Origin of the sequence: Nocardia cyriacigeorgica (assembly GCF_010868145.1) — a bacterium.
Classification (GTDB): domain Bacteria; phylum Actinomycetota; class Actinomycetes; order Mycobacteriales; family Mycobacteriaceae; genus Nocardia; species Nocardia cyriacigeorgica_D.
Genome location: NZ_JAAGUY010000008.1, coordinates 102,253 through 126,483, shown reverse-complemented (window position 1 = coordinate 126,483; position 24,231 = coordinate 102,253). Strand labels below are relative to the sequence as shown.

General features: G+C 68.1%; 22 protein-coding genes. 8 read left to right on the top strand and 14 right to left on the bottom strand.

Annotated elements, in window-relative coordinates; translation table 11 throughout:
* Positions 1-3 precede the first annotated feature (3 nt).
* The 4 genes from egtC to egtA all read right to left on the bottom strand — a co-directional run bounded on the left by egtC (position 4) and on the right by egtA (position 3,729).
* Positions 4-822 carry an ergothioneine biosynthesis protein EgtC gene (egtC, locus tag GV792_RS12610; RefSeq protein ID WP_163824279.1) on the bottom strand — a complete coding sequence of 273 codons (819 nt, stop codon included), beginning with the start codon at positions 820-822 and terminating at the stop codon, positions 4-6.
* Positions 815-1,012, bottom strand: a complete 198-nt coding sequence (locus GV792_RS12605) for a hypothetical protein (protein ID WP_163824278.1) — start codon at positions 1,010-1,012, stop codon at positions 815-817. Before GV792_RS12605 ends, egtC begins: the two co-directional genes overlap by 8 nt.
* Positions 1,009-2,307 carry an ergothioneine biosynthesis protein EgtB gene (gene egtB, locus GV792_RS12600; RefSeq protein ID WP_175584320.1) on the bottom strand — a complete coding sequence of 433 codons (1,299 nt, stop codon included), beginning with the start codon at positions 2,305-2,307 and terminating at the stop codon, positions 1,009-1,011. Before egtB ends, GV792_RS12605 begins: the two co-directional genes overlap by 4 nt.
* A 111-nt stretch (positions 2,308-2,418) precedes the next feature.
* The gene (gene egtA / locus GV792_RS12595) at positions 2,419-3,729 is read right to left on the bottom strand and encodes an ergothioneine biosynthesis glutamate--cysteine ligase EgtA (RefSeq protein WP_163824276.1); all 1,311 of its coding nucleotides are present in this window, start codon (positions 3,727-3,729) and stop codon (positions 2,419-2,421) included.
* 185 nt (positions 3,730-3,914) lie between these two features.
* Here egtA and GV792_RS12590 point away from each other — a divergent pair, with 185 nt between their 5' ends.
* The 3 genes from GV792_RS12590 to GV792_RS12580 all read left to right on the top strand — a co-directional run bounded on the left by GV792_RS12590 (position 3,915) and on the right by GV792_RS12580 (position 8,055).
* Positions 3,915-5,087, top strand: a complete 1,173-nt coding sequence (locus GV792_RS12590; protein ID WP_163824275.1) for an aminotransferase class V-fold PLP-dependent enzyme — start codon at positions 3,915-3,917, stop codon at positions 5,085-5,087.
* Positions 5,088-5,103: 16 nt separating this feature from the next.
* Positions 5,104-6,021, top strand: coding sequence for a ribonuclease Z (locus GV792_RS12585; RefSeq protein WP_163824274.1), 918 nt, complete (start codon positions 5,104-5,106; stop codon positions 6,019-6,021).
* Positions 6,022-6,408: 387 nt separating this feature from the next.
* Complete coding sequence (locus GV792_RS12580) at positions 6,409-8,055, top strand: fatty acyl-AMP ligase (protein ID WP_163824273.1); 1,647 nt, start codon at positions 6,409-6,411, stop codon at positions 8,053-8,055.
* Here GV792_RS12580 and pth read toward each other — a convergent pair.
* Both pth and GV792_RS12570 read right to left on the bottom strand, forming a co-directional pair.
* On the bottom strand, positions 8,052-8,627 hold the full coding sequence (pth, locus tag GV792_RS12575; protein ID WP_163824272.1) for an aminoacyl-tRNA hydrolase: 576 nt from the start codon (positions 8,625-8,627) through the stop codon (positions 8,052-8,054). The genes GV792_RS12580 and pth overlap by 4 nt on opposite strands.
* Before the next feature lie 22 nt (positions 8,628-8,649).
* Positions 8,650-9,255 carry a 50S ribosomal protein L25/general stress protein Ctc gene (locus tag GV792_RS12570; protein ID WP_163824271.1) on the bottom strand — a complete coding sequence of 202 codons (606 nt, stop codon included), beginning with the start codon at positions 9,253-9,255 and terminating at the stop codon, positions 8,650-8,652.
* A 306-nt stretch (positions 9,256-9,561) separates the two neighbouring features.
* On the opposite strand from GV792_RS12570, the gene GV792_RS12565 reads away from it, so the two are divergent.
* Positions 9,562-11,202: a peptide chain release factor 3 gene (locus tag GV792_RS12565; protein WP_163824270.1), complete on the top strand. Its 1,641-nt coding sequence runs from the start codon at positions 9,562-9,564 to the stop codon at positions 11,200-11,202.
* A 10-nt stretch (positions 11,203-11,212) separates the two neighbouring features.
* Here GV792_RS12565 and GV792_RS12560 read toward each other — a convergent pair whose 3' ends face one another.
* Both GV792_RS12560 and GV792_RS29565 read right to left on the bottom strand, forming a co-directional pair.
* Complete coding sequence (locus tag GV792_RS12560; RefSeq protein ID WP_163824269.1) at positions 11,213-11,755, bottom strand: nuclear transport factor 2 family protein; 543 nt, start codon at positions 11,753-11,755, stop codon at positions 11,213-11,215.
* 183 nt (positions 11,756-11,938) lie between these two features.
* A complete protein-coding gene (locus GV792_RS29565) occupies positions 11,939-12,814 on the bottom strand; it encodes an Abi-alpha family protein (RefSeq protein WP_163824268.1) in 876 nt (291 codons plus the stop codon).
* 275 nt (positions 12,815-13,089) lie between these two features.
* Between GV792_RS29565 and GV792_RS12550 the strand changes: the two genes are divergently transcribed.
* Positions 13,090-14,412, top strand: a complete 1,323-nt coding sequence (locus GV792_RS12550) for a hypothetical protein (RefSeq protein WP_163824267.1) — start codon at positions 13,090-13,092, stop codon at positions 14,410-14,412.
* Positions 14,403-15,323 (top strand): Abi-alpha family protein, encoded by a 921-nt coding sequence (locus GV792_RS12545; protein WP_163824266.1) that lies wholly within the window; start codon positions 14,403-14,405, stop codon positions 15,321-15,323. The genes GV792_RS12550 and GV792_RS12545 overlap by 10 nt, the downstream gene beginning before the upstream one ends.
* Here the strand turns inward: GV792_RS12545 and GV792_RS12540 are convergent.
* Positions 15,320-17,110, bottom strand: coding sequence for an ABC-F family ATP-binding cassette domain-containing protein (locus GV792_RS12540; RefSeq protein ID WP_163824265.1), 1,791 nt, complete (start codon positions 17,108-17,110; stop codon positions 15,320-15,322). The two genes, GV792_RS12545 and GV792_RS12540, sit on opposite strands and share 4 nt — an antisense overlap.
* Positions 17,111-17,328: 218 nt before the next feature.
* Positions 17,329-18,291 (bottom strand): 4-(cytidine 5'-diphospho)-2-C-methyl-D-erythritol kinase, encoded by a 963-nt coding sequence (locus GV792_RS12535; protein WP_163824264.1) that lies wholly within the window; start codon positions 18,289-18,291, stop codon positions 17,329-17,331.
* A gap of 145 nt (positions 18,292-18,436) precedes the next feature.
* Here GV792_RS12535 and GV792_RS12530 point away from each other — a divergent pair, with 145 nt between their 5' ends.
* Complete coding sequence (locus GV792_RS12530; protein ID WP_163824263.1) at positions 18,437-18,643, top strand: heavy-metal-associated domain-containing protein; 207 nt, start codon at positions 18,437-18,439, stop codon at positions 18,641-18,643.
* Complete coding sequence (locus GV792_RS12525; RefSeq protein WP_163824262.1) at positions 18,643-19,515, top strand: hypothetical protein; 873 nt, start codon at positions 18,643-18,645, stop codon at positions 19,513-19,515. Before GV792_RS12530 ends, GV792_RS12525 begins: the two co-directional genes overlap by 1 nt.
* A 186-nt stretch (positions 19,516-19,701) precedes the next feature.
* On the opposite strand, the gene rsmA is transcribed toward GV792_RS12525, so the two are convergent.
* From rsmA to GV792_RS12505, 4 genes are all read right to left on the bottom strand, one after another.
* A complete protein-coding gene (rsmA, locus tag GV792_RS12520) occupies positions 19,702-20,583 on the bottom strand; it encodes a 16S rRNA (adenine(1518)-N(6)/adenine(1519)-N(6))-dimethyltransferase RsmA (protein ID WP_163824261.1) in 882 nt (293 codons plus the stop codon).
* Positions 20,584-20,750: 167 nt separating this feature from the next.
* On the bottom strand, positions 20,751-21,917 hold the full coding sequence (locus tag GV792_RS12515) for a lipase family protein (protein WP_163824260.1): 1,167 nt from the start codon (positions 21,915-21,917) through the stop codon (positions 20,751-20,753).
* A gap of 153 nt (positions 21,918-22,070) precedes the next feature.
* Positions 22,071-23,198, bottom strand: a complete 1,128-nt coding sequence (locus GV792_RS12510) for a resuscitation-promoting factor (RefSeq protein WP_163824259.1) — start codon at positions 23,196-23,198, stop codon at positions 22,071-22,073.
* A gap of 169 nt (positions 23,199-23,367) precedes the next feature.
* Positions 23,368-24,195 carry a TatD family hydrolase gene (locus tag GV792_RS12505; RefSeq protein WP_163824258.1) on the bottom strand — a complete coding sequence of 276 codons (828 nt, stop codon included), beginning with the start codon at positions 24,193-24,195 and terminating at the stop codon, positions 23,368-23,370.
* Positions 24,196-24,231: the final 36 nt, after the last annotated feature.

Here is a 24,231-nt window from a genome sequence, read left to right as displayed (position 1 = left end):
CGTTCACTGGTCGAGTGGTTCGATCGTCAGGGTGCCCGGCTCGGCGTACACGAGGCTGTGCTCGGGAATCGGACGCCAGCGCGGATCGGCGTCGTAAGGCTCGGACGCGACCACGGCGAACTCGTCGGTCACCAGCGCCGAGAGGGCGTGCTCCCAGGCGGTGGCCCAGATTCTCGTACCGTCGCCGAGCAGCAGATTGATCCGTGCGGTCGGCGCGTGGGCGACCACGGTCGTGACGAGCAGGCGCAGCGCGTCGGCCGGATTCGCCACCAGATCCTCTGGCGCTCCTGGCGTGAGCAGCCCGCGCAGCAGCACCCACAGTGCGGCCGAATCGGTCGCCGACTCGGCGTCGAGCAGGTCGGCAGTCCGGAACATGCGGGTGGCGCCCGCGCGGGCCGCGGCGCTGTCCAGATCGGCGAGGGACGCGGTGAGCGCCTTACGCCAGTTCGGCACCACCCCGTTGTGGCTGAAGGCCCAGCCGTCATCGATGAACGGGGCGCAGGCCGACCTCTCCACCGGCATCCCAACGGTCGCCGACCGGATGGCGGCTAGCACTGCCCGCGATTCGATCTGCGGCAGCACCTCCTCTACCGCCGGATCGGTCCAGATCGGTGCGGCATTGCGATAGCGGCTCGCACGAGCCGGACCGGTGCCGTCGGCGGGCGGACGCCACCAGGCGGCTCCGAACCCGTCGGCGTTGATCGTGCCGCCACCCCGCATGTCTCGTGGGGCCCATGCCTGAGTGCGCAGGGCGTGCACACCGCGGGTGAAAAGGTCGCCGACCGGAACCGGTGGGCCTACGTAGGCCAGATGTCTACACATGGGCGCCACTCCCGGGCACTTGGCCGCTCACCAGAACCGGGCCAGCGCCATCGGCGGGTGGACGCCACCACGCGACACCGAACCCGTCGGTTGTGATCGTGGGGCCGCCACGCACGTCCCGTGCGGCCCATGCCTCGGCGCGCAGCGCGAGCACACCAGGCGTTGGCAGATCGCCTGCGCCGCCGATCACGCGGCCTCCCCCGGCTTCAGATCCCGGGCCAACCGGAAGCCGGCGAAGATCTGCCGTCGAATCGGATGGTCCCAGTTGCGGAAGGTGCCACGGCAGGCGACCGGATCGGTGCCGAACGAACCGCCTCGCAGGACGCGGTAGTCGCCACCGAAGAACACCTCCGAGTACTCGCGGTAAGGGAAGGCTCGGAAGCCCGGGTAGGCCTCGAAACCGGAGGCGGTCCATTCCCAGACATCGCCGATGAGCTGGTGCACACCGCTCGGCGATGCACCCGACGGATAGGCGCCGACTTCGGCCGGTTCCAGATGGCGCTGGCCGAGATTCGCGTGGGCCGCATCGGCGTCGGAATCGCCCCACGGGTATCGCCGCGACCGATCGGTCTCGGGATCGTGGCGGGCCGCCTTCTCCCATTCGGCCTCGGTGGGCAGACGTTTACCCGCCCAGCGCGCGTAAGCCTCGGCCTCGAACCAGCACACATGCACTACGGGCTGATGCGGCCGCAGCGGCGTCATCACGCCGAAGACCCGCCGCCACCACTGACCGGCCGGATCCCGCTCCCAGAACTGCGGTGCGACCAGACCGGCCTCGACGCGATGTGCCCACCCACGCCCGGACCACAGTTCCGGGCGCTCGTAACCACCGTCGGCGAGGAAGGCCAGGTATTGCTCGTTGGTGACGGGCGCGGCGTCGATGGCGAAACCGGGCACATGCACCGGATGCGCGGGCCGTTCGTTGTCCAGCGCCCACGGGTCGGTGGACGTGCCCATCATGAATTGGCCCGCCGGGATGATCGCTTCGCCGGTGACCGATGCGGTGCCGGTCGGCGCAGCAGGTGCGGACAATACCGCCGCACCCGCGCGCAACTGGTGGGTGGCCAGCATGGTCTCGTCGTGCTGCTGTTCGTGCTGGGCGATCATGCCGAACGCGAACCCGCCGTCCACCAGCGGCGCACCACGCAAGGAACTGCGGTCCAACACGTCCCACACCTTGTCGCGGACAGTGCCGACATAGTCGCGGGCCTGGCCGGGGTTCAGCAGCGGCAGCGCGGGCCGGTTCGCCCTGGCATGTTTGAACGCGTCGTAGAGCTCGTCGATATCGGCACGCACCGGTTCCCGCCCACCGACATCACGCACCAGCCACAGCTCTTCCTGATTGCCGATATGCGCCAGATCCCACACCAGCGGGCTCATCAGGCGCGAATGCTGCGCGACGAGTTCGGCCTCGTCAAGGCAGTCGGTCAGTGCGGCACTGCGTGATCGTGCCCGCGACAGCGTTTCGGCGATGTGCGCGCGCAGCTGTTCGGTGTCGTTGGTGTCGTCAGCGGGCAAGTGGACGGTCACGAGGCAACTCCGGGTCGTTCGGGGGTCGTTGCGAGGAGGTCGGGCTGGTCGGCGGGGTTCGGCCTCTCACGACTCACCTCCGGCGTGGTTCCTGCCGGGTGGGCGAGCACCGCGGCACCGACGGGCCGCCGCGCCGATGTCGTCGGCCGCGGCGGGTGTGGCCGCACGGGCGGCGGCCGCTTCCAGCAGGTCGACGGCGGCAGTGCGGATCGCGGGGTCGACCAGTCCACAGCGGGCGGCGTCGAGCCACTGGCCCGCGGTGGACCCAGCGATCGACGTCGCCTCGGCCACGGCGGCCGGGGAGGACATCAGGGCATCGATGACATCGATCGGGACCGTCCAGCTCGCGCCCGGCTGCGCGTCGAGGTAGCGGACCTCGAGGTGCCCAGAGGGGCGGACGGGCGGGAACATCGTGGTGAGGTGATAGTCGAGGTCGCTGCGGTCGGGGCGGCGGCCGATCTCATCGTCCAACGCACCGGACATCCAGTCGGCGAAGGTCGCGCCGGGTGGGGCGGCCCATGAGCAGTCGTTGCCGCCGTTCGCGCCGGGCTCGCCGGATCGCACACACAGCAGCGGCGCATCCAGCGCCCAGCGGGCGTACCCGGTGATCGGGTCGGCCCAGTCCTCGACCGGCGGCCGGGTACGGGAGTGGTCGAGCCGTAGCCAGGTCCGCATGCGCTGGGAGGCCCACTCCCCGGCTGGCGCGCCGCGCAGTTCCGGTGAGCAGGCGAAGGCGGCCAGTAGCGCGGGACCGATCGTGTACAGCGCGGTCCAGCGCGCACCGACCTCGGCGCGGTCGGCGCCCGCATCGACGCTGACCTGCGTCGCCGCGGTATTGCACATCATGAGTTTGCCGAACGGGCCGATGCCTGCGAGGTAGCGCTCCATGGCCTGATAACGGGGTAGCCGCAGAACGCGGCGGGCACGGCGGTCGGCGTCGGCGGCCGCGGAAACGATGCCGAGGCACTGGGATTCGAGGAGGCTGCGCAGCATGCGCGCATCGGCGGAGAGCTGTTCGCCGAGCTGGGCGGCGGAGGCGAAGGGCGCGCTGGAGAGTTCGAGCTGACCACCGGGTTCGATGGTGACCCGGCTACCGCCCGGGAGCGCGAGTGCGGGCGAATCAGGGGCAATGGACCGTGGTGCGTACGGTCCGAGGGCATCCGCGAGCAGGTCGATGGGCGGACGCGGGGCGGCCGTCGGGCCTGACGCCGGACACTCACCGTGAGTGGTGAGCCATTCGAGTTCGGCGCCGATCAACCCCGGCGGACCCAGCTTGAAGCAGACCCCGCCGACATAGGCTTCGGCCGCCGCGCGGGAGGACAGTTCCCGATCCGTGGCAATCTGCCGTGCCTGCCTGCGCTCGAGTGTGACCGCCATGCTCGACCTCCAGGTGGTTCCAGTGCGCGGTGGATCTGTGTCGCGAGGGGATCGTCGGGATATTCGGTGCTGCGATATGGCGAGTTCATGTGCCGGCGTCGTCGTCGGTGGATTCCAGGGTAGCGACGGATACCGACAAGTAATCGGCGAGCGCGCAGATCGCTCGACCGGATATCGTCGTCTGCATGCTGAATGAGCAGCGCATACGCGAGGACACCGCCGGTGTCGGAAACGGTCTGGTTTTCCTCGACAGCGCGGGTTCCTCGCTGCCGCCGCGGGTCGTCACCGAGACGGCGACAGCGCATCTACGGCGGGAAGCCGAGGTCGGCGGCTACCGCGCGGCCAATGAACGGCTCGACGACCTGGCCGCGGTCAAGCAGTCGATCGCCACGCTCATCAACGCCACACCGGCAAGCATCGCGCTCAGCGACAGCGCCACCAGATCCTGGGCCGACTTCTTCTATTCGGTGCCCCTCGGCCCCGGTGACCGCATCCTCATCTCCGGCTCGGACTACGCCAGCAATGCCATCGCCGCATTGCAGCGCGCCCGCGCGACGGGGGCAACGGTCGAGCCCATCCCGAGCGATGCCACCGGCCAACTCGACCTCGACGCCTTCGCCGACCTCGTCGACGACCGGGTGAAGCTGGTATCGCTGCTGCACGCGCCGACCAATGGCGGCCTCGTGAACCCGGCCGCGGAGGCCACCAGGATCGCGCACCGAGCCGGTGCGCTGGTGCTGCTCGACGCCTGCCAGTCCGCCGGACAGATCCCGCTCGACGTCGCCGAACTCGGCGTGGACGCACTGTCGGCGACCGGACGTAAATGGCTGCGCGGTCCGCGCGGCACCGGGTTCCTGTACATGCGTCCAGAATTGGCCGCGGCGATGGAGCCCGGGCGGCTGGATCTGCACAGCGCGGAGTGGACCGCACCGGATGATTACCGACTGGCCCCCGATGCGAGCCGATTCGAGTTCTGGGAACACGATGTGGCCGCCCGCCTCGGCCTCGGCGCCGCCGTCGACTACCTGCTCGAGCTCGGTCCCGACGAGGTGTATGCCGCGATCGCCGCCAGGGCCGAATACCTGCGCAAGGGACTGTCCGAGATCCCCGGGGTCACCGTCCGCGATCTCGGCCTGCGGCACAGTGGCATCGTCTCGTTCACCCTCGACGCCGTTGCGCCGGTGCGGGTGCGTGATCGGCTTGCCGCACAGGACATCACCGTCACCGTCAGCCATCGCAGTTCCACGCTGCTGGATATGTCCGGGCGCGCGCTCGATGCGGTGGTGCGGGCCTCGCCGCACTGCTTCGTCGATTTCGACGAGCTGGATCGTTTCCTCACCGCTGTCGCGGGACTCTGACGGGCGGCGCGGGTCGATGTCCCAGCGCGAACTGATCGTTCTCGGCACCGCGAGCCAGGTGCCGACCAAACAGCGCAACCACAACGGATATCTGCTGCGGTGGGGCGCCGAAGGCATCCTGTTCGATCCGGGTGAGGGCACCCAGCGGCAGATGATCCATGCCGGCGTCTCGGTCACCGACCTGACCCGGATCGCGATCACCCATTTCCACGGCGACCACTGTCTCGGACTGGCGGGAGTGGTGCAGCGGATCAACCTGGACCAGGTCCCGCAACCGATCGACAGCTACTACCCCGCCTCCGGTGAGCAGTACTTCGAGCGACTGTGCGATGCCAGCGCCTACTACCGCACCATCGAACTGCGCAGGCATCCGATCACCGAACCGGGTCCGCTCACGGCCCATGGCGCACCGTTCCAGTTGAGCGCGGTCCAGCTGTCCCATCCGGTGGAGGCGTTCGGCTACCGGATCACCGAACCCGACGGCCACCGCATCCGGCCGGAACGGCTCGAAGCGCTTGGCCTGCACGGCCCGGCGGTCGGCAGATTACAACGCGACGGCAGGGTCGATTGGCACGGCCGCACTGTCACCCTCGACGAGGTGAGCTCCCGCCGTCCCGGACAGAGCTTCGCGTTCGTCATGGACACCCGGCTGTGCCCGGGGGTGTACGAACTCGCGGCCGGGGTGGACATGCTGGTCATCGAGGCGACATTCCTGGACGCGGACGCACACCTGGCCGAGGAGCACGGCCATCTCACCGCAGGCCAGGCCGCGCGGGTCGCGGCCGAGGCGGGTGTGCGCACGCTGGTGCTGACTCATTTCTCCCAGCGATATCGCACCCTGGACGAACACTTCGCCGAGGCCGCAAAGGTTTTCAACGGAGATATCGTCATCGCCGCCGACCTGGCCCGCATCCCGCTGCCGCCACGCCGCTGATCGCCGAACCACGGCGCGCCCGGCCCACACCACGCATACCGGCACGACCCCAAGGGTTTTCACGTGCCCTCGAGCGATGTGCCCGACGCTCCCGGCGTGTTCGGTCCGCGCCACGCCGATACGGCGCGGGCCCGGTCCGCGATGCAGCGGGCTACTATCCCTGGGCCGGTCGGCGGCGATGCCGCGGGACGGGCGGATGCGGTGCGGCGGGGATTCGGCACGCGGGTTCGGGGCGGCCGTCGATCGACCCCGCCCACGCACCCTTCTCTTCATGCGGGAATGTGGCGCTGACCAGCGCACACACGGAGGGGGTTAACGCAGGGCTCGGTTAGCGGGATAGTTGAGTGCAGGTCGGTTGGCGGCCGGTTGGCCGGTGAGGAGCGGGCGTTGAGCAGGTTCACCGAGGAGATGTACGCGACGGCGCGCGAGACCACGCGCGGGCTGGTGACCGGGGAACCGGATGCACCGCTGCGGCAGACGTGGGGCGAGATCCATCAGATCGCGCGGCGCATGGCGGGCGGCCTGGCCGCGGCCGGAATCGGGCACGGCGACGCGGTCGGCGTGCTGGCCGGGATGCCGGTCGATATCGCGCCCGCGTGTCAGGGCGTATGGATGCGCGGCGCATCGATCACCATGCTGCATCAGCCGACGCCGCGCACCGATCTCGCGGTGTGGGCGCGCGATACCGAGACAGTGCTCGGCATGATCGAGGCGCGGGCGGTGATCCTCGGCGCACCGTTCGAGGCCGCCGAGCCGTTACTGCGGGAACGCGGCATCGCCGTGGTGCGGATCGACCAGCTGCGCGAGGGCGCCGATACCGATCCGCTGCCGACCGGTGAAGCCGATATCGCACTACAACAACTGACTTCGGGTTCCACCGGATCGCCCAAGGCGGTGCGGATCACCCATGAGAACTTCTTCGTCAACGCCTACGCCATGTTCAACCGGGTGAAGTTCCAGCTCGACAATGATGTGATGGTCAGCTGGCTGCCGCTGTTCCACGATATGGGCATGGTCGGATTCCTCAGCGTCCCGATGCAATTCGGCGCCGAGGTGGTCTGCGTGACGCCGATCGATTTCCTGCAGCGGCCGATCCTGTGGGCCGAGCTGATCGACCGTTATCGCGGCACCGTCACCGCGGCACCGAATTTCGCGTACTCGCTGCTGGCCCGTCGCCTCGACCAGGCCGAAGGGTCGAACCTGGATTTGAGCTGCGTCCGCTACATGTGGAACGGTGCCGAACCGGTCGATCCGGACACCATGGACAAATTGGCCGTGGCCGGACAACGCTTCGGGCTCAACCCGATGGCGCTGACACCCGTCTACGGCATGGCCGAGACGACGCTCGCGGTGTCCATTCCCGATCCCGGACACGGACAGGTGCTCGATATCGTCGACGCCGATCTGCTCGAGGCGCTCGGCAAGGCTGTCCCGGTGCACGACCAGGGCTCCCATCACGGCAATATCCGCAGGCTGCCGACGCTCGGCTATCTGGTCGACGATCTGGAAGGCCGCATCGTCGACGCCGAACGTCAGCCGCTGCCGACCCGGTCGGTGGGTGTGATCGAATTGCGCGGCCCCGCCGTCACTTCCGGCTATGTGACCGTCGAGGGATTCCGTTCGGCGCAGGATGACGATGGCTGGCTCGACACCGGGGATATCGGATACTTCACCGATGAGGGCATGATCGTGGTCTGCGGGCGGATCAAGGACGTCATCATCATGGGCGGCCGCAATATTTTCCCCACCGATATCGAGCGGGCCGCCATGCGCGTGACCGGTGTGCGCCCCGGCAATGCGGTCGCGGTGCGGTTGGACGCGGGCCAGAAACGGGAGAGTTTCGCGGTGGTGGTGGAGAGCAACGACCACCACAATCCGGAGGAGGTCAAACGTATCGAACGCGAGATCGTGCACGCGGTGTTCTCCGAGGTGGGCGTGCGCCCACGCACGGTCGCGGTGCTCGGCCCCGGCGCCCTGCCGAAGACGTCATCGGGCAAGCTGCGCCGCGCCGCCACGGCGGTTCATCTGCACTAATGCAGCTGGTTCTGCGCGGTTTCCAGCCCGACTCGCAACAGTAGCTCCACGGCATCGGCCGCCTGCTCGACCAGGACCGGGACGTCCTTGCGCTCCGGCGCGGAGAACGGCTTGAGCACATAGTCCGCCGGATCCTGCCTGCCCGGCGGGCGGCCGATGCCGATGCGGGTGCGCAAATAGTCCTTGGTGGTCAGTGCCTGAGACACCGAACGCAGGCCGTTGTGCCCGCCTTCTCCACCGCCGCGTTTGAGCTTGATCGCGCCGAAGGGCAGATCGAGTTCGTCGTGCACGACGATCACCTCGGTCGCGGGCACGGAGAAGAAGCGAGCCAGCGCGGCCACCGGGCGGCCGGACAGATTCATGTAGGTGCGAGGTTTGGCGATCAGGACCTGACGGCCGTCGAGCCGGGCCGTCAGCAGATCGGCGCCGGACTTCTTGTGCACACTGAAACGGCCGCCGACGCGCTCGGCGAGCACGTCGGCGACCAGAAACCCCACGTTGTGCCTGGTGCGCTCGTATTCGGCGCCCGGGTTACCGAGGCCGACGACGAGCGCTGGCGTGGATTCGGTCATCGAGACAACCGATTCGCGATTCTTATTCGGCGCTCTCGCCCTCGGCTTCGGCTTCGGCTTCACCCTCGGCCTCGGCAGCAGCGGCCGGAGCGGCGATAACGTTGACGATCAGGGTCTCGCCGTCGACGGCCAGGGTGATGCCCTCGGCCAGCTGCAGGTCGGCGGCGTTGATCTGGGTGCCGGCCTCGACACCCTCGACCGAGACCTCGATGGTCTCGGGGATGTTCAGCGCGTCGGCCTCGATGGAGACGGTGGTGGCGTCCTGGGTGACCAGGGTGCCGGGGGCCGCGTCGCCGACGATGGTGACGGTGACGTCGGCGGTGACCTTCTCGCCCTTCTTGATGACGAGCAGGTCGGCGTGCTCGATGTAGCGGCGGATCGGGTGCACGACGACCGACTTGGTCAGCGCCAGCTGCTTCTTGCCCTCGATGACGAGGTTGAGCACCGCGTTGGTGCCGTGCTCACGCAGGATCGCCGCGAACGCCTTGGCGTCGAGCGCCAGGTGCTGGGGATCGGACTGGTGGCCGTACAGCACGGCGGGGACGTTGCCGTCACGACGGGTGCGGCGGGCCGCGCCCTTGCCGAACTCGGTGCGGACTGCGGCTTCGAGAAGGTTGGCGTCGGACATGACCTGATCTACTCCTACGGCTCTTCCGGGCTGGTCAACTGTGGGCGCCAGGGACGTGAGAGTCCTGGCTCGGTTGGTCTACTCGTCGGGCGAAGACAGAACGAGGACGGCCGGAAGCCGAGCCGCGTCGATCACGGTGTCGCAAAAGTCTGCGGTCACCCTCGCCGAGACAACCTGACCACCATAGCGCAACGCCGTTGTCGAGCTTGAATCGGGTGGTCAGCGCCATGATGAATCGGGTTCGTTTCGGTCCAGTACGCTGGACCGGTTGCCGATATCCTCGCATCCCCCGAAAGGTTGCTGCTGTTGACCGCCTCCACTGACGGCGTCTCGTCCGGTTCACGCGGGCTGCCCGCCGAGGTGTCGAGGCGGCGGACCTTCGCCGTGATCTCACATCCGGACGCCGGTAAGTCGACGCTCACCGAGGCGCTCGCGCTACACGCCAGGATGATCTCGGAGGCGGGCGCCATCCACGGTAAGGCGGGCCGCAAGTCCACGGTCTCGGACTGGATGGAGATGGAGAAAGCGCGCGGCATCTCGGTCAGCTCGACCGCGCTGCAGTTCAACTACCGCGCCGCCGGCTCCGATATCGACAACGTGATCAACCTGGTCGATACCCCCGGCCACTCGGACTTCTCCGAGGACACCTATCGCGTGCTGACCGCCGTCGACGCCGCGGTCATGCTCATCGACGCCGCCAAAGGCCTGGAGCCGCAGACGCTGAAGCTGTTTCAGGTCTGCCGTCACCGCGGTATCCCGGTCATCACCGTGATCAACAAATGGGACCGGCCCGGCCGCGCGCCGCTGGAACTATTGGACGAGATCGACGAGCGGATCGGCCTGACCCCGACCCCGTTGTTCCTCCCGGTCGGCATCGCAGGCGATTTCCGCGGCCTGCTGCGCCGCGGCACAGACGGCGAGGCCGTCGAATACATCCACTTCACCCGCACCGCCGGCGGCGCAACCATCGCGCCGGAAGAATCGCTGAGCCCGGAATCGGCCGAGGCGCGCGAAGGCGAGGCGTGGAATACCGCCGCCGAGGAGAGCGAACTGCTCTCGGCCACCGGCCAGGACCACGATCAGGAATTGTTCCTCGCCGGGCAGACCTCCCCGGTCATCTACGCATCGGCCATGCTGAACTTCGGAGTGCGCCAGCTACTGGAGACACTGGTCGCGCTGGCGCCCGCGCCTGCCGGACGTCGTGATGTCGATGGTGGCGAGCGCGCGACGACCGACCCGTTCAGCGCGGTGGTGTTCAAGGTGCAGGCTGGCATGGATACCGCCCACCGCGACCGGCTGGCCTTCATGCGGATCGTGTCCGGCGAGTTCGAGCGGGGCATGGTCGTCACCCATGCCCAGACCGGACGTCCGTTCGCGACGAAATACGCGCTCACGGTGTTCGGCCGGGAACGCGCCACCGTCGACACCGCCTATCCCGGCGATGTGGTCGGCCTGGTGAACGCCACCGCGCTGGCGCCGGGGCACACCCTGTTCGTGGACAAGAAGGTGGAGTTCCCGCCCATCCCGTCCTTCGCGCCGGAACATTTCGCGGTGCTGCGGGCCCAGAGCGCGGGCAAGTACAAGCAGTTCCGCAAGGCGATCGACCAGCTCGACTCCGAGGGCGTCGTGCAGGTTCTTCGCAACGAGGCACGCGGCGACGCCTCCCCTGTGCTCGCGGCGGTCGGCCCGATGCAGTTCGAGGTGGTCACCGCCCGTATGCAGGCCGAATACAACGTCGAGACGCAGATGGATCATCTGCCGTACACGCTGGCCCGGCGCACCGATGCCGCCTCGGCCGATGAACTCGGACGCCAGCGCGGGGTCGAGGTGTTCACCCGCAGCGACGGCGCGCTACTCGCGTTGTTCAGCGACAAGTGGCGGCTGCAGTACATCGAGAAGGAGCATCCGGCACTGACCCTGGAACCGCTCGTGGCCACCGCCGACTGACTCGGCCGGTTCAGCCCGCCTCCGGCTCGCGTTCCACCGATTCGAGCCCGGAGTCCCTGGCGATCAGACCCCACCGGCTGGAGGTCAGCCGCAGGCTCGGCAGGTCGCTGAGCGAGAGCACCACTTCATAAGTGCGTTCGTAGCCGGTGTGCGAGATTCTCCAGTGCCCGTCGTCGCAGCGGATATAACGGTCGGAGTAGAAGGCTGCACCGCGCAACAGCATGTTGTGCTCCGGAATGAGCACCGTATCGGCCAGATACCAGGTGCCCGTGGCCGTATCGCCGTCGATATCGATCTCGGGGTGATCGCAGCGGTGTTCGGTGATGACATGCGGCCCGAGCGTATTGCGCATGAACGCGATGAATGCCTCGCGGGACTCGAATTGCAGGTACTCGCTGTAGGTGGCCGTCGCCTCCGCGACCATGGTGTCGGCGAACTCGTCCCACAGTTTGGTGTCCAGCGTGCGCAGGTATCGGTACTTCAATCGGCAGATATCGGACACGTCGTCGCGCGCGCCGTCCTCCGGCACCGGCACCTGTGGCGGCTCCGGCATCCGCCCGAACAGAACCCGGCCCACCGGTGCCGGCTCTGCGCCCGACTCGGAGTCCCTACGCTCCTCGTCCTGGTCCATACCTCAACGATCCCACCAGCACACCGGCATACCGCACTATTGGTGAGATCTGTATCAGATCGCTATCACCGAGCGAATCCCGGCGGCGTGCGCGAACACCCGATTTCAGCCGCCGATGGTGAAGCAGGTGCGGCAGAAGTCCTCGCCGAACTCGGTGAGTCGCAGACTCTTGCGCACGATTTTGGGCGCGCGGCCCGCCTTCTTCAGCGCCGCCTCCACCACTGGCTGCACCTCGAGCACCATGTAGCGGCTCAGCACCACCGGATCGTCGGAGGTCAGCGTCAGGCCGAGCCGATTGAGGTTGATCAGATACGAGCGGGCGCGGTCCGGGTAGCGCACACCGGCCTGTTCGGGCACCGAGGTCAGGTCACCCGAGACCAGCTCCGAGCCAATACCGAGCGGTCGGTTCGTCCGCACGTCCACCGAGGGCTGCGGGCCGTTGAGCGCCATGAAGCGCAGGATGCGCGCCTCATCGGGGGCGAGTTCGTCGAGGATGCGGTCGTAGGCCGGGTGCACGTCCTCGGTGAAGTAGACATCGGCCGACCGGGCCAGCAGCGCGTCACCACGCCTGCGCAGCTCGTCGACATTGGCCGAGCGCAGGTAGGAAGCCATCGGAATGGCCTGCTGACCGGTGCTCTGCTGGGTGGGGACATAGCTGACGATCTCGCGCACCGACCCCTCGGTGACGCCGAGCGCGCTGCGCGCGATCGACCGCAGCGCATTGCCGGTACGTTCGGCGATCTCCGCCGAGGACTCGCCATCGAGCGCGGCCTGAGTGATCTCCCTCGTCATCTCATAGGAGGTCTCGACCGCCCACTGACCGCCGCGCACCACCGTGCCCGCCGCCAGCCCGGCGGCACGGAACACGCCGCGAATCAGCCGGGCCTCATTGCTGATCTGTCGCTGTTCGACATCCGAGCTGCGTTCCACAGCACGGGAACCGGCCCGGGCCACGTCCTGTCCGGTCCTGTCGTCTGCCACGTCGCACTCCGATGTATCGCCAGGTGAACGAATCCGCTCACAGATTATTACCCACGAGTCACGATCAGATGTGGTGGTGGTCATTGTCCCCATCCGCGCGTAGAACCACGGCATCGCAGCCGGACACTGTGGTAAACGTCTCAGACACCACCTGTGGTGCGGCGCACTCGAGCTTGGAGTCGGCGCCGCACGTCACATAGGGTCCTGCTGCCGACGGGGTGCTAATTTGAGTTGCCGGTGAGGCGGCGATCACCGGGTATCGGCAGGAGGGTGTCGTGTTAGAGAGTGTGTTCGGGGTTCATCCGACGATCCTCCTGGAACTTCTGACAATTCCTCTTTTCACAGGCGTCATCGGATACATCACCAACTGGACCGGTGTCCTGATGCTGTTTCGGCCGATCGGCTTCCACGGCATCCACGTTCCCGGCTTACGCGCGCTGTATCCATTCCTGCCCAAGCGAATTCAGGTATTGCCGCTGCTGAGCTACGACGGGCGCATGGGCTGGCAGGGCATCGTGCCCTCGCGTGCGGACAAAATGGCGAGCATCGCCGTCGACAAGGGTTTGTCGAAACTGGGCAGCGTCGCCGATTTCTATCGTGAGCTCGAACCCGACGCGCTGGCCGAACATCTGGCCAGCATCGCCGACGATCAGATCCACGACATCGTCGAGGAGATCCTGCGTCGCGAACACCCGCAGCTCTGGTACAACCTGCCCACCCAGGTCCGTGACATGGTGCACGACCGGGTGCGCGCCCAGTTGCCGGATATCCTGCGCGAACTCACTCAGGAACTCGGCGCGAACATCGATCAACTGCTCGACGTCAAGCAAATGGTCATCCGCTATTTCCAGGCTCGTCCCCAATTGCTCAACCAGTTGTTCCAGGTGCTCGGCGCCAAAGAACTGCGGTTCATGCAGAACTTCGGTTTCTACTTCGGCGCCCCGATGGGTGCGGTGCTCGTCGCGATTTTGCATCTGACCGGCTGGCCGACGCTCGCCGTGCTGCCCATCGGCGGTGTGATCATCGGCTGGGTGGTGAACTGGGTCGGTATCAATATGATCTTCGCGCCCGCCGAGCCGAAATGGTGGTGCCCGTGGCGGCAGGGTTTGCTGATCAAGCGGCAGCCCGAAATCACCGCAGGCTACGCCGAATTGGTGTCCGGGCAGGTGGTGACCGTCGCGAATATCGGTGACGAACTGTTGAACGGCCCGCGCTCGGACCGCACCATGCAGATGCTGGAGGACACCCTGCGCCCCGCTGCCGACCGCGCGCTCGGCCCGGCCCGCGGCGCGGTGAAGTTCGTGCTCGGCAGCCGCGAGTACAACGCCCTGCAGTCGACGCTGACCACCGAGGCCATGTCCATCGCCCCGATCGCCTTCGCCGACCCTGACTTCAACATCCGCCAGGGCAAGCAGATCAACGACTACATTGCCAAACAAATGTCGGTCCTGTCCCCGACCGACTTCGTGGAAATGCTGCGATCGGCCATCAAACAGGACGAATGGTTACTTTTCGTCCATGGCGGTGTGCTCGGGCTCTTCGCCGGATACGCTCACATCCTGATCTTCGGAACAGGAGTGGCGACTACATGGCTGTAACCGACTCGACGGAATCGGCGGCGTCCTCGGATTCCGGCGACGACAACGAGCCGGACACCGCAGATGCGGCGGCATCCACCGAGGTCGCGCGCCTGTTCGAGCATGAATCCGCGCCCGCGGTACCCGCTGTGCGCGCCCATCCCCTACAAGGCCCCATCACCACTGTCCGCACCGCCACCGGTGTCGTGCGGGTGGCGTGGTCGACGGTGACGGGTGCGGCAGGCTGGGGCGTCGGCACCGTGCTCGACGTGACCGGGACGGTGGTCCGGCGCAGCGCCGCGGGCGTGCCGCCCGCCGAGATCAGGGCCGAAGCCGAGGCCGAAGTTCGTCGCGCATTGCGCCGCGCGCTCGGACTTTCCGAGACGGACGGCGCCGGGCGCTCCGGCAGCACGCCCACACTGCGGGAGCAGGGCGCCGCGCTGCTCCGGTTGTCGGCGAGCACGCACGCAGGCGACGACGGGCACCCCGCCTTCGCGAACATCCTCGCCGAGATCACCCCCGACGAGGCGCGCATCCTGCGCTACCTGCGTATGGACGGCCCCCAGCCCTCGATCGAGGTACACGGCGGCAGGCTCTCCCGCCTCGGCGCCGACCGGCTCGGCCTGCGGCAGGAATCCGGGCTCACCCTCCTCGGCGAGCACGCCGGGCTGCGTTTCCCCAACCGCATCCAGCACTACCTGACGAACCTGCGCAGACTCGGCCTGGTCGAGCTGGCGAAGGAACCGGTCGGCAACCCGAACCGCTACCAGCTGCTCGAGGCGCAATCACCGGTGCGGGACCTGTTGAAGCGCTCCGGATTCGGCACCAAGGTGTCCTACCGCAGCATCACCCTCACCGGCTTCGGCGAAGAGTTCGTGCAGACCTGCCTGCCCGTCGTATTGCACGAAGGGCCAACGGCCGAGACGAGCTAGGCGTCCTCGGCCAGCTCCATCCAGCGCTCTTCGGCCGTATCCTTCTCCGCCAGCACCTGTTTCAGCTCTGCGCCAAGGGTGAGGAGCTTGTCCGGGTCGGTGGCGGCATCGGCCAGGGCCGCGTGTAGCTTCTGCTCCCGTTCGCTGAGCTTGTCGATGGTGCGTTCCAGCTTGGCCAGTTCCTTGCGCGCGGCGCGGTAGGCGGCCGAATCGGTCACCGGGGCGGCACTCTCGGCGGGTTTGGCGCCTCCGGTCGGGCGGCCCTGTTGGGCTTCACGGCGGGTCAGGTACTCCTCGATACCGCCGGGCAGGTTGGTCAGCTTGCCATCGCCGAACAGCGCCCAGGTGGAATCACAGATGCGTTCGATCAGGTAGCGGTCGTGACTGATGACAACCAGCGTGCCCGCCCAGTTGTCGAGCAGATCTTCCAGTTGCTGCAGGGTGTCGATATCCAGGTCGTTGGTCGGCTCGTCGAGCAGCAGCACGTTCGGTTCCGACATCAGGATCCGGGTGAGCTGCAAACGGCGACGCTCACCACCGGACAGATCGCCGACCGGTGTGCGCTGCCTCGCCGGGGTGAACCCGAGTCGTTCGGCCAGCTGACCGGCCGATATCTCCTTCTCGCCCAACATGATCCGCATCGCGATCTGCTGCACGGCTTCGAGCACTCGCATATCGGTCGGCAGATCGTCGAGTTCCTGACGCAGCCAGCCGATCTGGACGGTCTGGCCCTGGATCCGCTTGCCCGCGGCAGGCTCCGCGTCGCCGGCGAGGGCGCGCAGCAGCGTGGTCTTCCCTGAACCGTTCACTCCGACCAGACCGACCCGCTCACCCGGCGCGAGCCGCCAGGTCAGATCGTGCACCAGTTCGCGGCCGTCCGGAGTGGTGAGGGTGGTGTCTTCGAGTTCGATCACCACGCGGCCGAGACGTTTGCGGGCGAAGGCGCTGAGCGAGACGCTGTCGCGCGGTGGCGGCACGTCGGCGATGAGTGCCTCCGCCGCCTCCACCCGGTAGCGCGGCTTGGAGGTGCGGGCCTGCGGGCCCCGCCGCAACCAGGCCAGTTCCTTGCGCGCCAGATTGCGGCGGCGCGCCTCGGAGGCGTCGGCCTGCCTGGCGCGTTCGGCGCGGGCGAAGATCCAGTCGCCGTAGCCGCCCTCATAGCTCTCCACCTTGCCGCCGACGACCTCCCAGGTCTGCGTGGCGACGGTGTCGAGGAACCAGCGATCGTGGGTGACAACGACCAGAGCGCTGCGCCGGGTCAACAGATGGTCGGCCAGCCAGCGAACCCCCTCGACGTCGAGGTGGTTGGTCGGCTCGTCGAGCACCAGCAGGTCCAGCTCACGCACCAATGCCGCGGCCAGCGCCACCCGGCGGCGTTCACCACCGGAAAGATTGGTGACCACCGTGTCCAGGCCGAGGTCGGCGATGCCGATGCCCTCCATTACCGAGCGGATGCGCGGGTTGGCGGCCCATTCGTGTTCGGCGACCGAGTCGGTCATGGCGTCATCGGCCAACCCGGCCAGCACCACCGACCCGACGGTCGCACCGTCGGGCAGCACACCGCGCTGGGTGACCACGGCCATGCGCAACCCGCCGACCCGGCTGACCCGGCCACTGTCGGGCTCCTCGATGCCGGTCAACACCTCGAGCAGAGTGGTCTTACCGCCACCGTTGAGGCCGACGACACCGATGCGCTCGCCCGCGTGCACACCGAGTGAGACGTCGTCGAGCAGCGGCTTGATGCCGAAACTCTTGCTGACCTGTTCGAGGTTGATCAGGTTGGACATGAAACCTTTCCGTGCCTTACCGGGCATTGCGACCGCACTACCCTTGTCGAGGCCGGTCGACTCGCCTGCCCTGAGCAAGGGTACCGAGTGGACTGTCCTCCGCCGCGCCGGGCAATCGCCGGCTACCCAGCGCGCTGCCACGCCCGTCGTCGAGCCTGCCGCGCCGAAGCCGAGCGAGCGCTCACGTCTCGCGGTATCGGCCGACCACCTCGACCGGGTCAGCCGATCCGGTCCCCGTCGCGCCTGGGTTGTGGATGCGGTCCCTCCCCGCTGACGACGCGGGCGCCCGGAACCGGTCCGGTCGCCGTGCGCACACTGCGGCTGACACCGGCGCCCGCGAGTTCGGCCGCCACCGACACTGCGGACTCCTCCGATTCGCACAGGAACGCGCAGGTCGGTCCGGAGCCGGAGACGAGACCGGCCAGCGCGCCCGCCGTCACGCCCGCGCGCAGGGTGCGGCGCAGTTCGGGCTTCAACGACACCGCGGCGGCCTGCAGATCGTTACCGAGCAGCGGGGCAAGCTGTTTCGGGTCGCCGGAGGCCAGTGCCTGCATGAGGTCCTGTGGCGGTCCGAGCCGGGGCGGCTCGCCGATCTCGCGCAGCCGATCGAGTTCGGCGTAGACGGCAGGCGTGGACAGGCCGCCCTTCGCCAAGGCGATAACCCAGTGGAAGGTATTGCGCGACAACACCGGCAGCAGTCGCTCGCCGCGTCCGGTGCCGAGCGCGGTGCCGCCGTGCAACGAGAAGGGCACGTCGCTACCGAGTTCGGCTGCCACCGCGGTGAGTTCCTCGCGGGACAGGCCGAGGTCCCACAGTTCGTTCAGACCGACAAGGGCGGCGGCGGCATCGGCGCTGCCACCGGCCATTCCGCCCGCCACCGGGATGCCCTTGCTGATCGAGATTTCCACCAGGGGTGCCCGACCGGCCAGATGGGCCAGGCGCACAGCGGCCTTCCACACCAGATTGGTGCGATCGGTCGGTACCTCGGCAGCGCTCTCGCCGCTGACCCGCACCGTCAGCGAGGCCGAAGGCGCGATCTCCAGATCGTCGCTGAGCGATAGGGCCTGGAACACGGTGGTGAGATCGTGATATCCGTCCGGGCGCAGGTCACCGACTCCGAGATGGAGATTCACCTTCGACGGCGCACGCACGGTGACGGGGCTTGGCACAACGGACAGCACGGTGACCAAGCGTAATAGGTCGATCCGACAGGCGCGCGCGTCGAATGCGGCCCGAGCACTTGCACTCGATACCCCTTGGGGGTATGTTCATTTGCGTCGGGGATACCCCCAGACCGTATTATGGATCGCGAGCGAAGGAGTGAACATGGCCACCAACACTTACACCGTCACCGGAATGACCTGCGGGCACTGCGTGGGCTCGGTGAAGGCCGAGATCGGCAAGATCGACGGTGTCACCAGCGTTGACGTCGATCTGGCCTCCGGCCGCGTCTCCGTCGACAGCGCGGCCCCGCTGGCCGATGCCGATGTCGCGGCCGCGGTCGACGAGGCCGGATACGCGATCGCGAGCTGATGTCGGATCGCCGGAAGTTCGCCGCGATCGGCGGTGCTCTGCTACTGCTGTTCGGTGTCGCGCTCGGTATCGGCGCCCTCGTGGGCGACCCGACCGAGCCGACGCCGGACCAGCAGGCAGTCGCGCCCGGCCTGTCGGACCGGGCCGCGGGCTACACACTGTCCGAGATCAGCGCGCCGACGGCGGCGAACCAACCGGGCACGCTGCGGTTCCATATCAGCGGACCCGACGGCGCGCCGGTCACCGAATTCACCACCCAGCACGACAAGAAGCTGCACCTGATCGTGGTGCGCTCCGACACCACCGAATACCGGCACGCACATCCAGAGCTGGCCGCCGACGGCACCTGGTCGATCGACTGGGCCTGGGACGCACCCGGCGAGTACCGGGTGTTCGCCGACTTCGTGCCCGGATCCGGCGACGGACCAGGTGACCTGGTGCTGAGCCGAACCGTGTCGGTCGCGGGAACCGTGGCACTGCAACCGCTTCCGCCGCCTTCGCCCGTCGCAACCGTCGACGGCTACACCGTGACCCGCACCGGCGAGCTGACCACCGCGGGTGGCGAACTGCGATTCGACATCACCCGCGACGGTGTCCCGGTCACCGACCTAGACCCCTATCTCGGCGCCTACGCCCACCTGGTTGCGCTGCGCGCCGAGGATCTCGCGTACCTGCACGTGCATCCGCAGGGCGAGGTGGGCACAACACCGCCGGGACCGCAGGTGAGCTTCCATGCGCAGGCGCCGAGCGCCGGCGCCTACCGGCTGTACCTGGACTTCTCGCACGGAGGGTCGGTGCATACCGCCGAATTCACGCTAGAAGTATCCGATGCAGCGCCGGCAACAGGTGATCACCCCGGAGGCCATCGCTGATTCGGGCCCTGCTCGGTCCATATTGATGAGCGTGCCGCGCAAACCCTCGCCGTCGCGCCGCGCGAACCCGGCGCCGAATATGTTCGAGCCCGGCCGTGGGCGCGCCTTCCTCAGCTCGCCACAGATCCGACGACCCGCAGCCCAGAGACCCGGCGAACGTCGCGCGCACGCACGAGTTCGCGTCGATCAGCCCTGAGCCGCCAACCGGACGAATGCCTCGGTATCCAGGGTCTCCCCGCGCGCCGTCGGATCAACGCCCGCTGCCGTCAGGCGTCTTTCGGCCTCCACCGGCGAGCCCGCCCATCCGGACAGCGCGGCGCGCAACGTCTTCCGGCGCTGCGCGAACGCGGCATCGACCACCGCGAACACTCTCGCCCGATGGTCGGCGTCCATCGACCACGGCGGCTCGGCGAAGCGGTCGATGCGCACCAGACCCGACTCCACCTGCGGCACCGGCCAGAACACCTGCCGCCCCACCGCACCCGCGCGGCGGACCGTGCCGAAAAAGCCGGCCTTCACGCTCGGCACACCGTAGATACGTCCACCGGGCGCCGCCGACAGCCGGTCGGCAACCTCCGCCTGCACCATCACCAGCGAAGTGGTGATGCTCGGCAGTTCGGCCAGCAGATGCAGCAGGACCGGGACGGCCACGTTGTACGGCAGGTTCGCTACCAGCGCGGTCGGCGCTGCGGGCAGATCATCGGCGCGCACCCGCAGGGCGTCGGCCTCGACGACGGTGAGGTTCGCACTCAGCTCCGGCGCCCGATCGGCGACCGTGACCGGCAGATGCTTCGCCAGCACCGGATCGATCTCGACAGCCACCACCGTGTCGACGACATCGAGCAATGCCAGCGTCAGCGAGCCGAGCCCTGGCCCTACTTCGAGCACCACGTCCTCGCGCCCCACTCCGGCCGCGGCGACGATCCGCCGCACGGTATTCGCGTCGTGCACGAAGTTCTGGCCGAGCTGTTTGGTCGGCCGCACGCCGAGCTGTTCGGCCAGCGTCCGCACTTCGGCGGGGCCTAGCAGCGCGGCACTCCCGCGGGCGGAGACTTCGGCATCGGACACCCGATGAACCTACCAACCCCAGCGGTGGGCTCCGGTCACGCGGCTGGGTCCGGGCTCGCGCCGGAGACCAGGCACCCGCCGGTGACCGTGCGCGCTGGTAGCTCGCCACACCCACGACCCTGTCGCACGCGCGGCCCCGCCACACGCCACGGCCCGGACTCCGGTGGTCAGCGAGGCGAAGGCGCGGACCGGACTCCAGCCAGGAACGTATCGATCGCCGCCCACATCTGCGCGTCGACCTGGCCGTGCTCGCCCGTCCCGATGACGGTCCGGAAATCAACGCGGTTCGCGGCGAACTGGGCGATCAGCGCGGCATGCAACGGCGACGGCACCACGGTGTCGGTGGCATTGGCCAGCATCAGGATCGGCGCGTCGTACCCGGAAACCGGCACCGCCATGTAGTCGACCAGGGCGGAACGGATGGGTTCCTCGGACAGTGGACGGGCGAGCAATGCGCCGATGGTCAGGCCATCGACTCGCTCGATGATCCGGTCAAGGCACATGCCGCCCACATCGTCGAGCACGGACTTACCCAACGGCGTGAGGTACAGGTCGACGCCGACATCCGGCCGGGCCTCACGCAGTCCGGCGAGGATGCTCACGATGAAACTCAGCGCGTCATCGACTCCGGGCAGAGACGGGATACCCGGCCCGGCCAGCGGCAACAGCTTCTCCACATCGGACTCCGGATCGACCGCGATGGTGCCGCGGAAGTCCAGTTCCGGCGCATATGTGGACTGAAGGTGTCCGGTGCCGAGCGCAGCCTGCCCGCCCTGCGAGATGCCGAACGCGGCCCAGGTCGCCGATAGTTCGGGGTGCGTCGCGCGGGCGGCGCGCACCATGTCGATGGTCGCGGTGGCCTCGGTTCGCAGTTCGAGGTAGGGGTGCGGGCCGGTATCGAAGGTGCCGAGCCCTAGATAGTCCGGCGCCACCACGGCGAAACCCTGTGACACCAGGCGTTGCAGCAGCAGGTCCTGGCGGCCACGCAGATTCGGAAATGGCGCGGTCTCGGGGTTGGACATGCCGCCGCAGCCCGTGCCGAGTCCGCTGGTGCCGTGGTCGTAGGCGATGATCGGCCAGCCGCCGGGCGGCGGCGTCCCCTCGGGGATCAGCAGCGCGCCGCTGGCCGGGCGCGGGGTACCGTCCGAGCCGCTCATCCAGTATTCGATGACCGAGCCACCGCGCACCCCGTGCCATCCGTGCGGCTGCGCGGTCACCGACATCACCGAGCCGGGAGGGGCCGCTACGGCCGGGGCCTGCGTTGCGGCGAGCACGGCCGTGGCCGACACGGCCACGGCGAGCATCGTCCGCCCCGCCACGCGCAGCAGATTCATCGCTTACTCCTCTGCCCCGACCCACCAGTCACAAAATCTGGATGAGTGTACGTCGGTACAGGCGGATTCGGCGCCGCCTGGTGCGCACCGACCCCGGATATGCCGCGAGCGCCACCCTGTCGTCGAAGTGGCGCTCGCGATATCCGGACCTGTCTAACTCAGGCCCAGACGACCGGTGCAGGACGGCCATGCGCCCCAGCCCTGCCGGGCACGGGTGACCTCGGCGATGGCGATCTGTTCCTCACGGGTGGCGAGGTCGGCGCGCGGGGCGTACTTGAGCCCGCCCTGGCGCGCCCAGGTGCTCTGGTCGAACTGGATGCCGCCGTAGTAGCCGTTGCCGGTGTTGATCCGCCAGTTGCCGCCTGCCTCGCATTTGGCCAGGGCGTCCCAGATATCGCCGTTCTGCACGGGCGGCACCTCGGTGCCCGGCTTGGCACCCTTGCGGACGGTGCGCGGCTGGGCGGGCACCTTGACGTCGGAGGAGACCAGCTCGCGGGCGACTTCCTTGCCGTTGACCATGGTGATCTCGAAGGTGGCGTCGTGCAGGCCCGGCACACCGGGGTTCTCCACCACCGTGCGACTCATGTTCATGGTCGGGTCTTCGATGACGTTCTCCGGCGGCGCGAGCGGCAGCGTCTCGGTCCGGGTTTCGATCTGCTTGCGGGTCACCGTGATCCGCATATCGTCGGTCAGCCTGGTGTCGGCGGACGGTTCGACGACGTCGTGCTCGCGCAGCGGAGCGCCGGCGAGTGCGAGCAGATCACCGACGGTGGGAGCGGCCAGCCGCATCTCCACCGGGGCGGCGGTCCCGTCGAGAACCGCGACCGTCCGCGGCGTTGCCACGGTGAGCGCGGCGCCGTCCAGAGCCAGCCCTTGACTGCGGCCGCGTTCGACGAACGCGTCGTTGGCGATGCCGAGCTGCTCCAGCGCCGCGCCCGCGGTCCGGCCGGTGGTCCAGACCAGCTCGGTCTTGCCGTCGACGGTCAGCTCGATCTCCCTGGCGCGGTTGAGCGTGATGGTCCCGCCGTCGACGACGCTCGAATCGGGCGAGGGTGAGACCATGTCCCGCTCGGTCACCTCGTAGCCCGCCGCCTTCAGCACTCCGCGCACATCACGCGACATGGTCGTCTGCGACGATTTCGCGCCGTCGACGACCACAGTGACGGTCTTGCGGTTCACGATCGCCATGGCGGCGCCGACGATCAGAATCATCAGCAGACCCGCGATCGCCGCGTACAGCAGCGGCGACCGAGACGAGTTGATCCTCGCTAAAGGGGACATGGTCACAGGACGATAACGAACGCATGCGGGACGGACAACAGCACGCCGTGGAGCAGCGGTTTTTCACATTACGTTCAGATATAGACCGCGCAGGTAGATCACAAACCCGACGGCGAAAGTGACCTGCGACACATTTCCGGCAGGAATCGCGGATGGATGTCCGGCGGGGTCAGATCCCGTACACGCGGCGCGCGTTCGCGGTGGAGATCTCGGCGAGTTCGACCGGGTCCTGGCCGCGCACCTGTGCGAGGGCGCGCATCGTGTACGGCAGGCAATACGGCTCGTTCGGCGCACCGCGGAACGGGTGTGGCGTCAGATACGGCGCGTCGGTTTCCACCAGCACCAGCTCGTCGGGCACCACCTTCGCGGCCTCGCGCAGCTCGTGCGCGTTCTTGAAGCTCACCGTCCCGGAGAAGCTGAGCAGATAGCCCTCGGCCACGCAGGCCAGCGCCATCGTCGTATCGGAGGAGAAGCAGTGGAAGATCACCGTCTCCGGCGCGCCCTCGTCCAGCAGGACGGTGAGCAGATCGTGGTCGGCTTCGCGGTTGTGGATCATCAGCGGTTTGCCGGTGCGTTTGGCCAGGTCGATATGCCAGCGGAAGCCCTCGACCTGGGTCTCGATATCGGCGCAGCCGTCGAGCTTGCCCGGCCAGTAGTAGTCGAGGCCGGTCTCACCGATCGCGACCACCCTCGGGTCGGTGGCAAGGCGCTCGAGCTCCGCCTTTGCCGCGTCGTCGAGGGCATTCGCGCGCGTCGGGTGCAGCGCGACCGCGGCGAATACCCGCTCGTCCCAGTGCGCGGCCTGTACAGCCCACTGCGCCGCCGCGAGATCGTCGGCGACTGTCACGACCTGCCCGACTCCGACCGCCGCGGCGCGATCCACCACCACCTCGACCGACTCCGCGTCGGTGGCGCCACAGGCATCCAGATGCGTATGCGCATCGACGAGCGGGACCAGCGGCTCGGGCGCTTCGGGTGCGGGGCGTGCGGCGCTCATCGGAGCCCACCGCCCATCACGGCTTCCCGGCTGCGC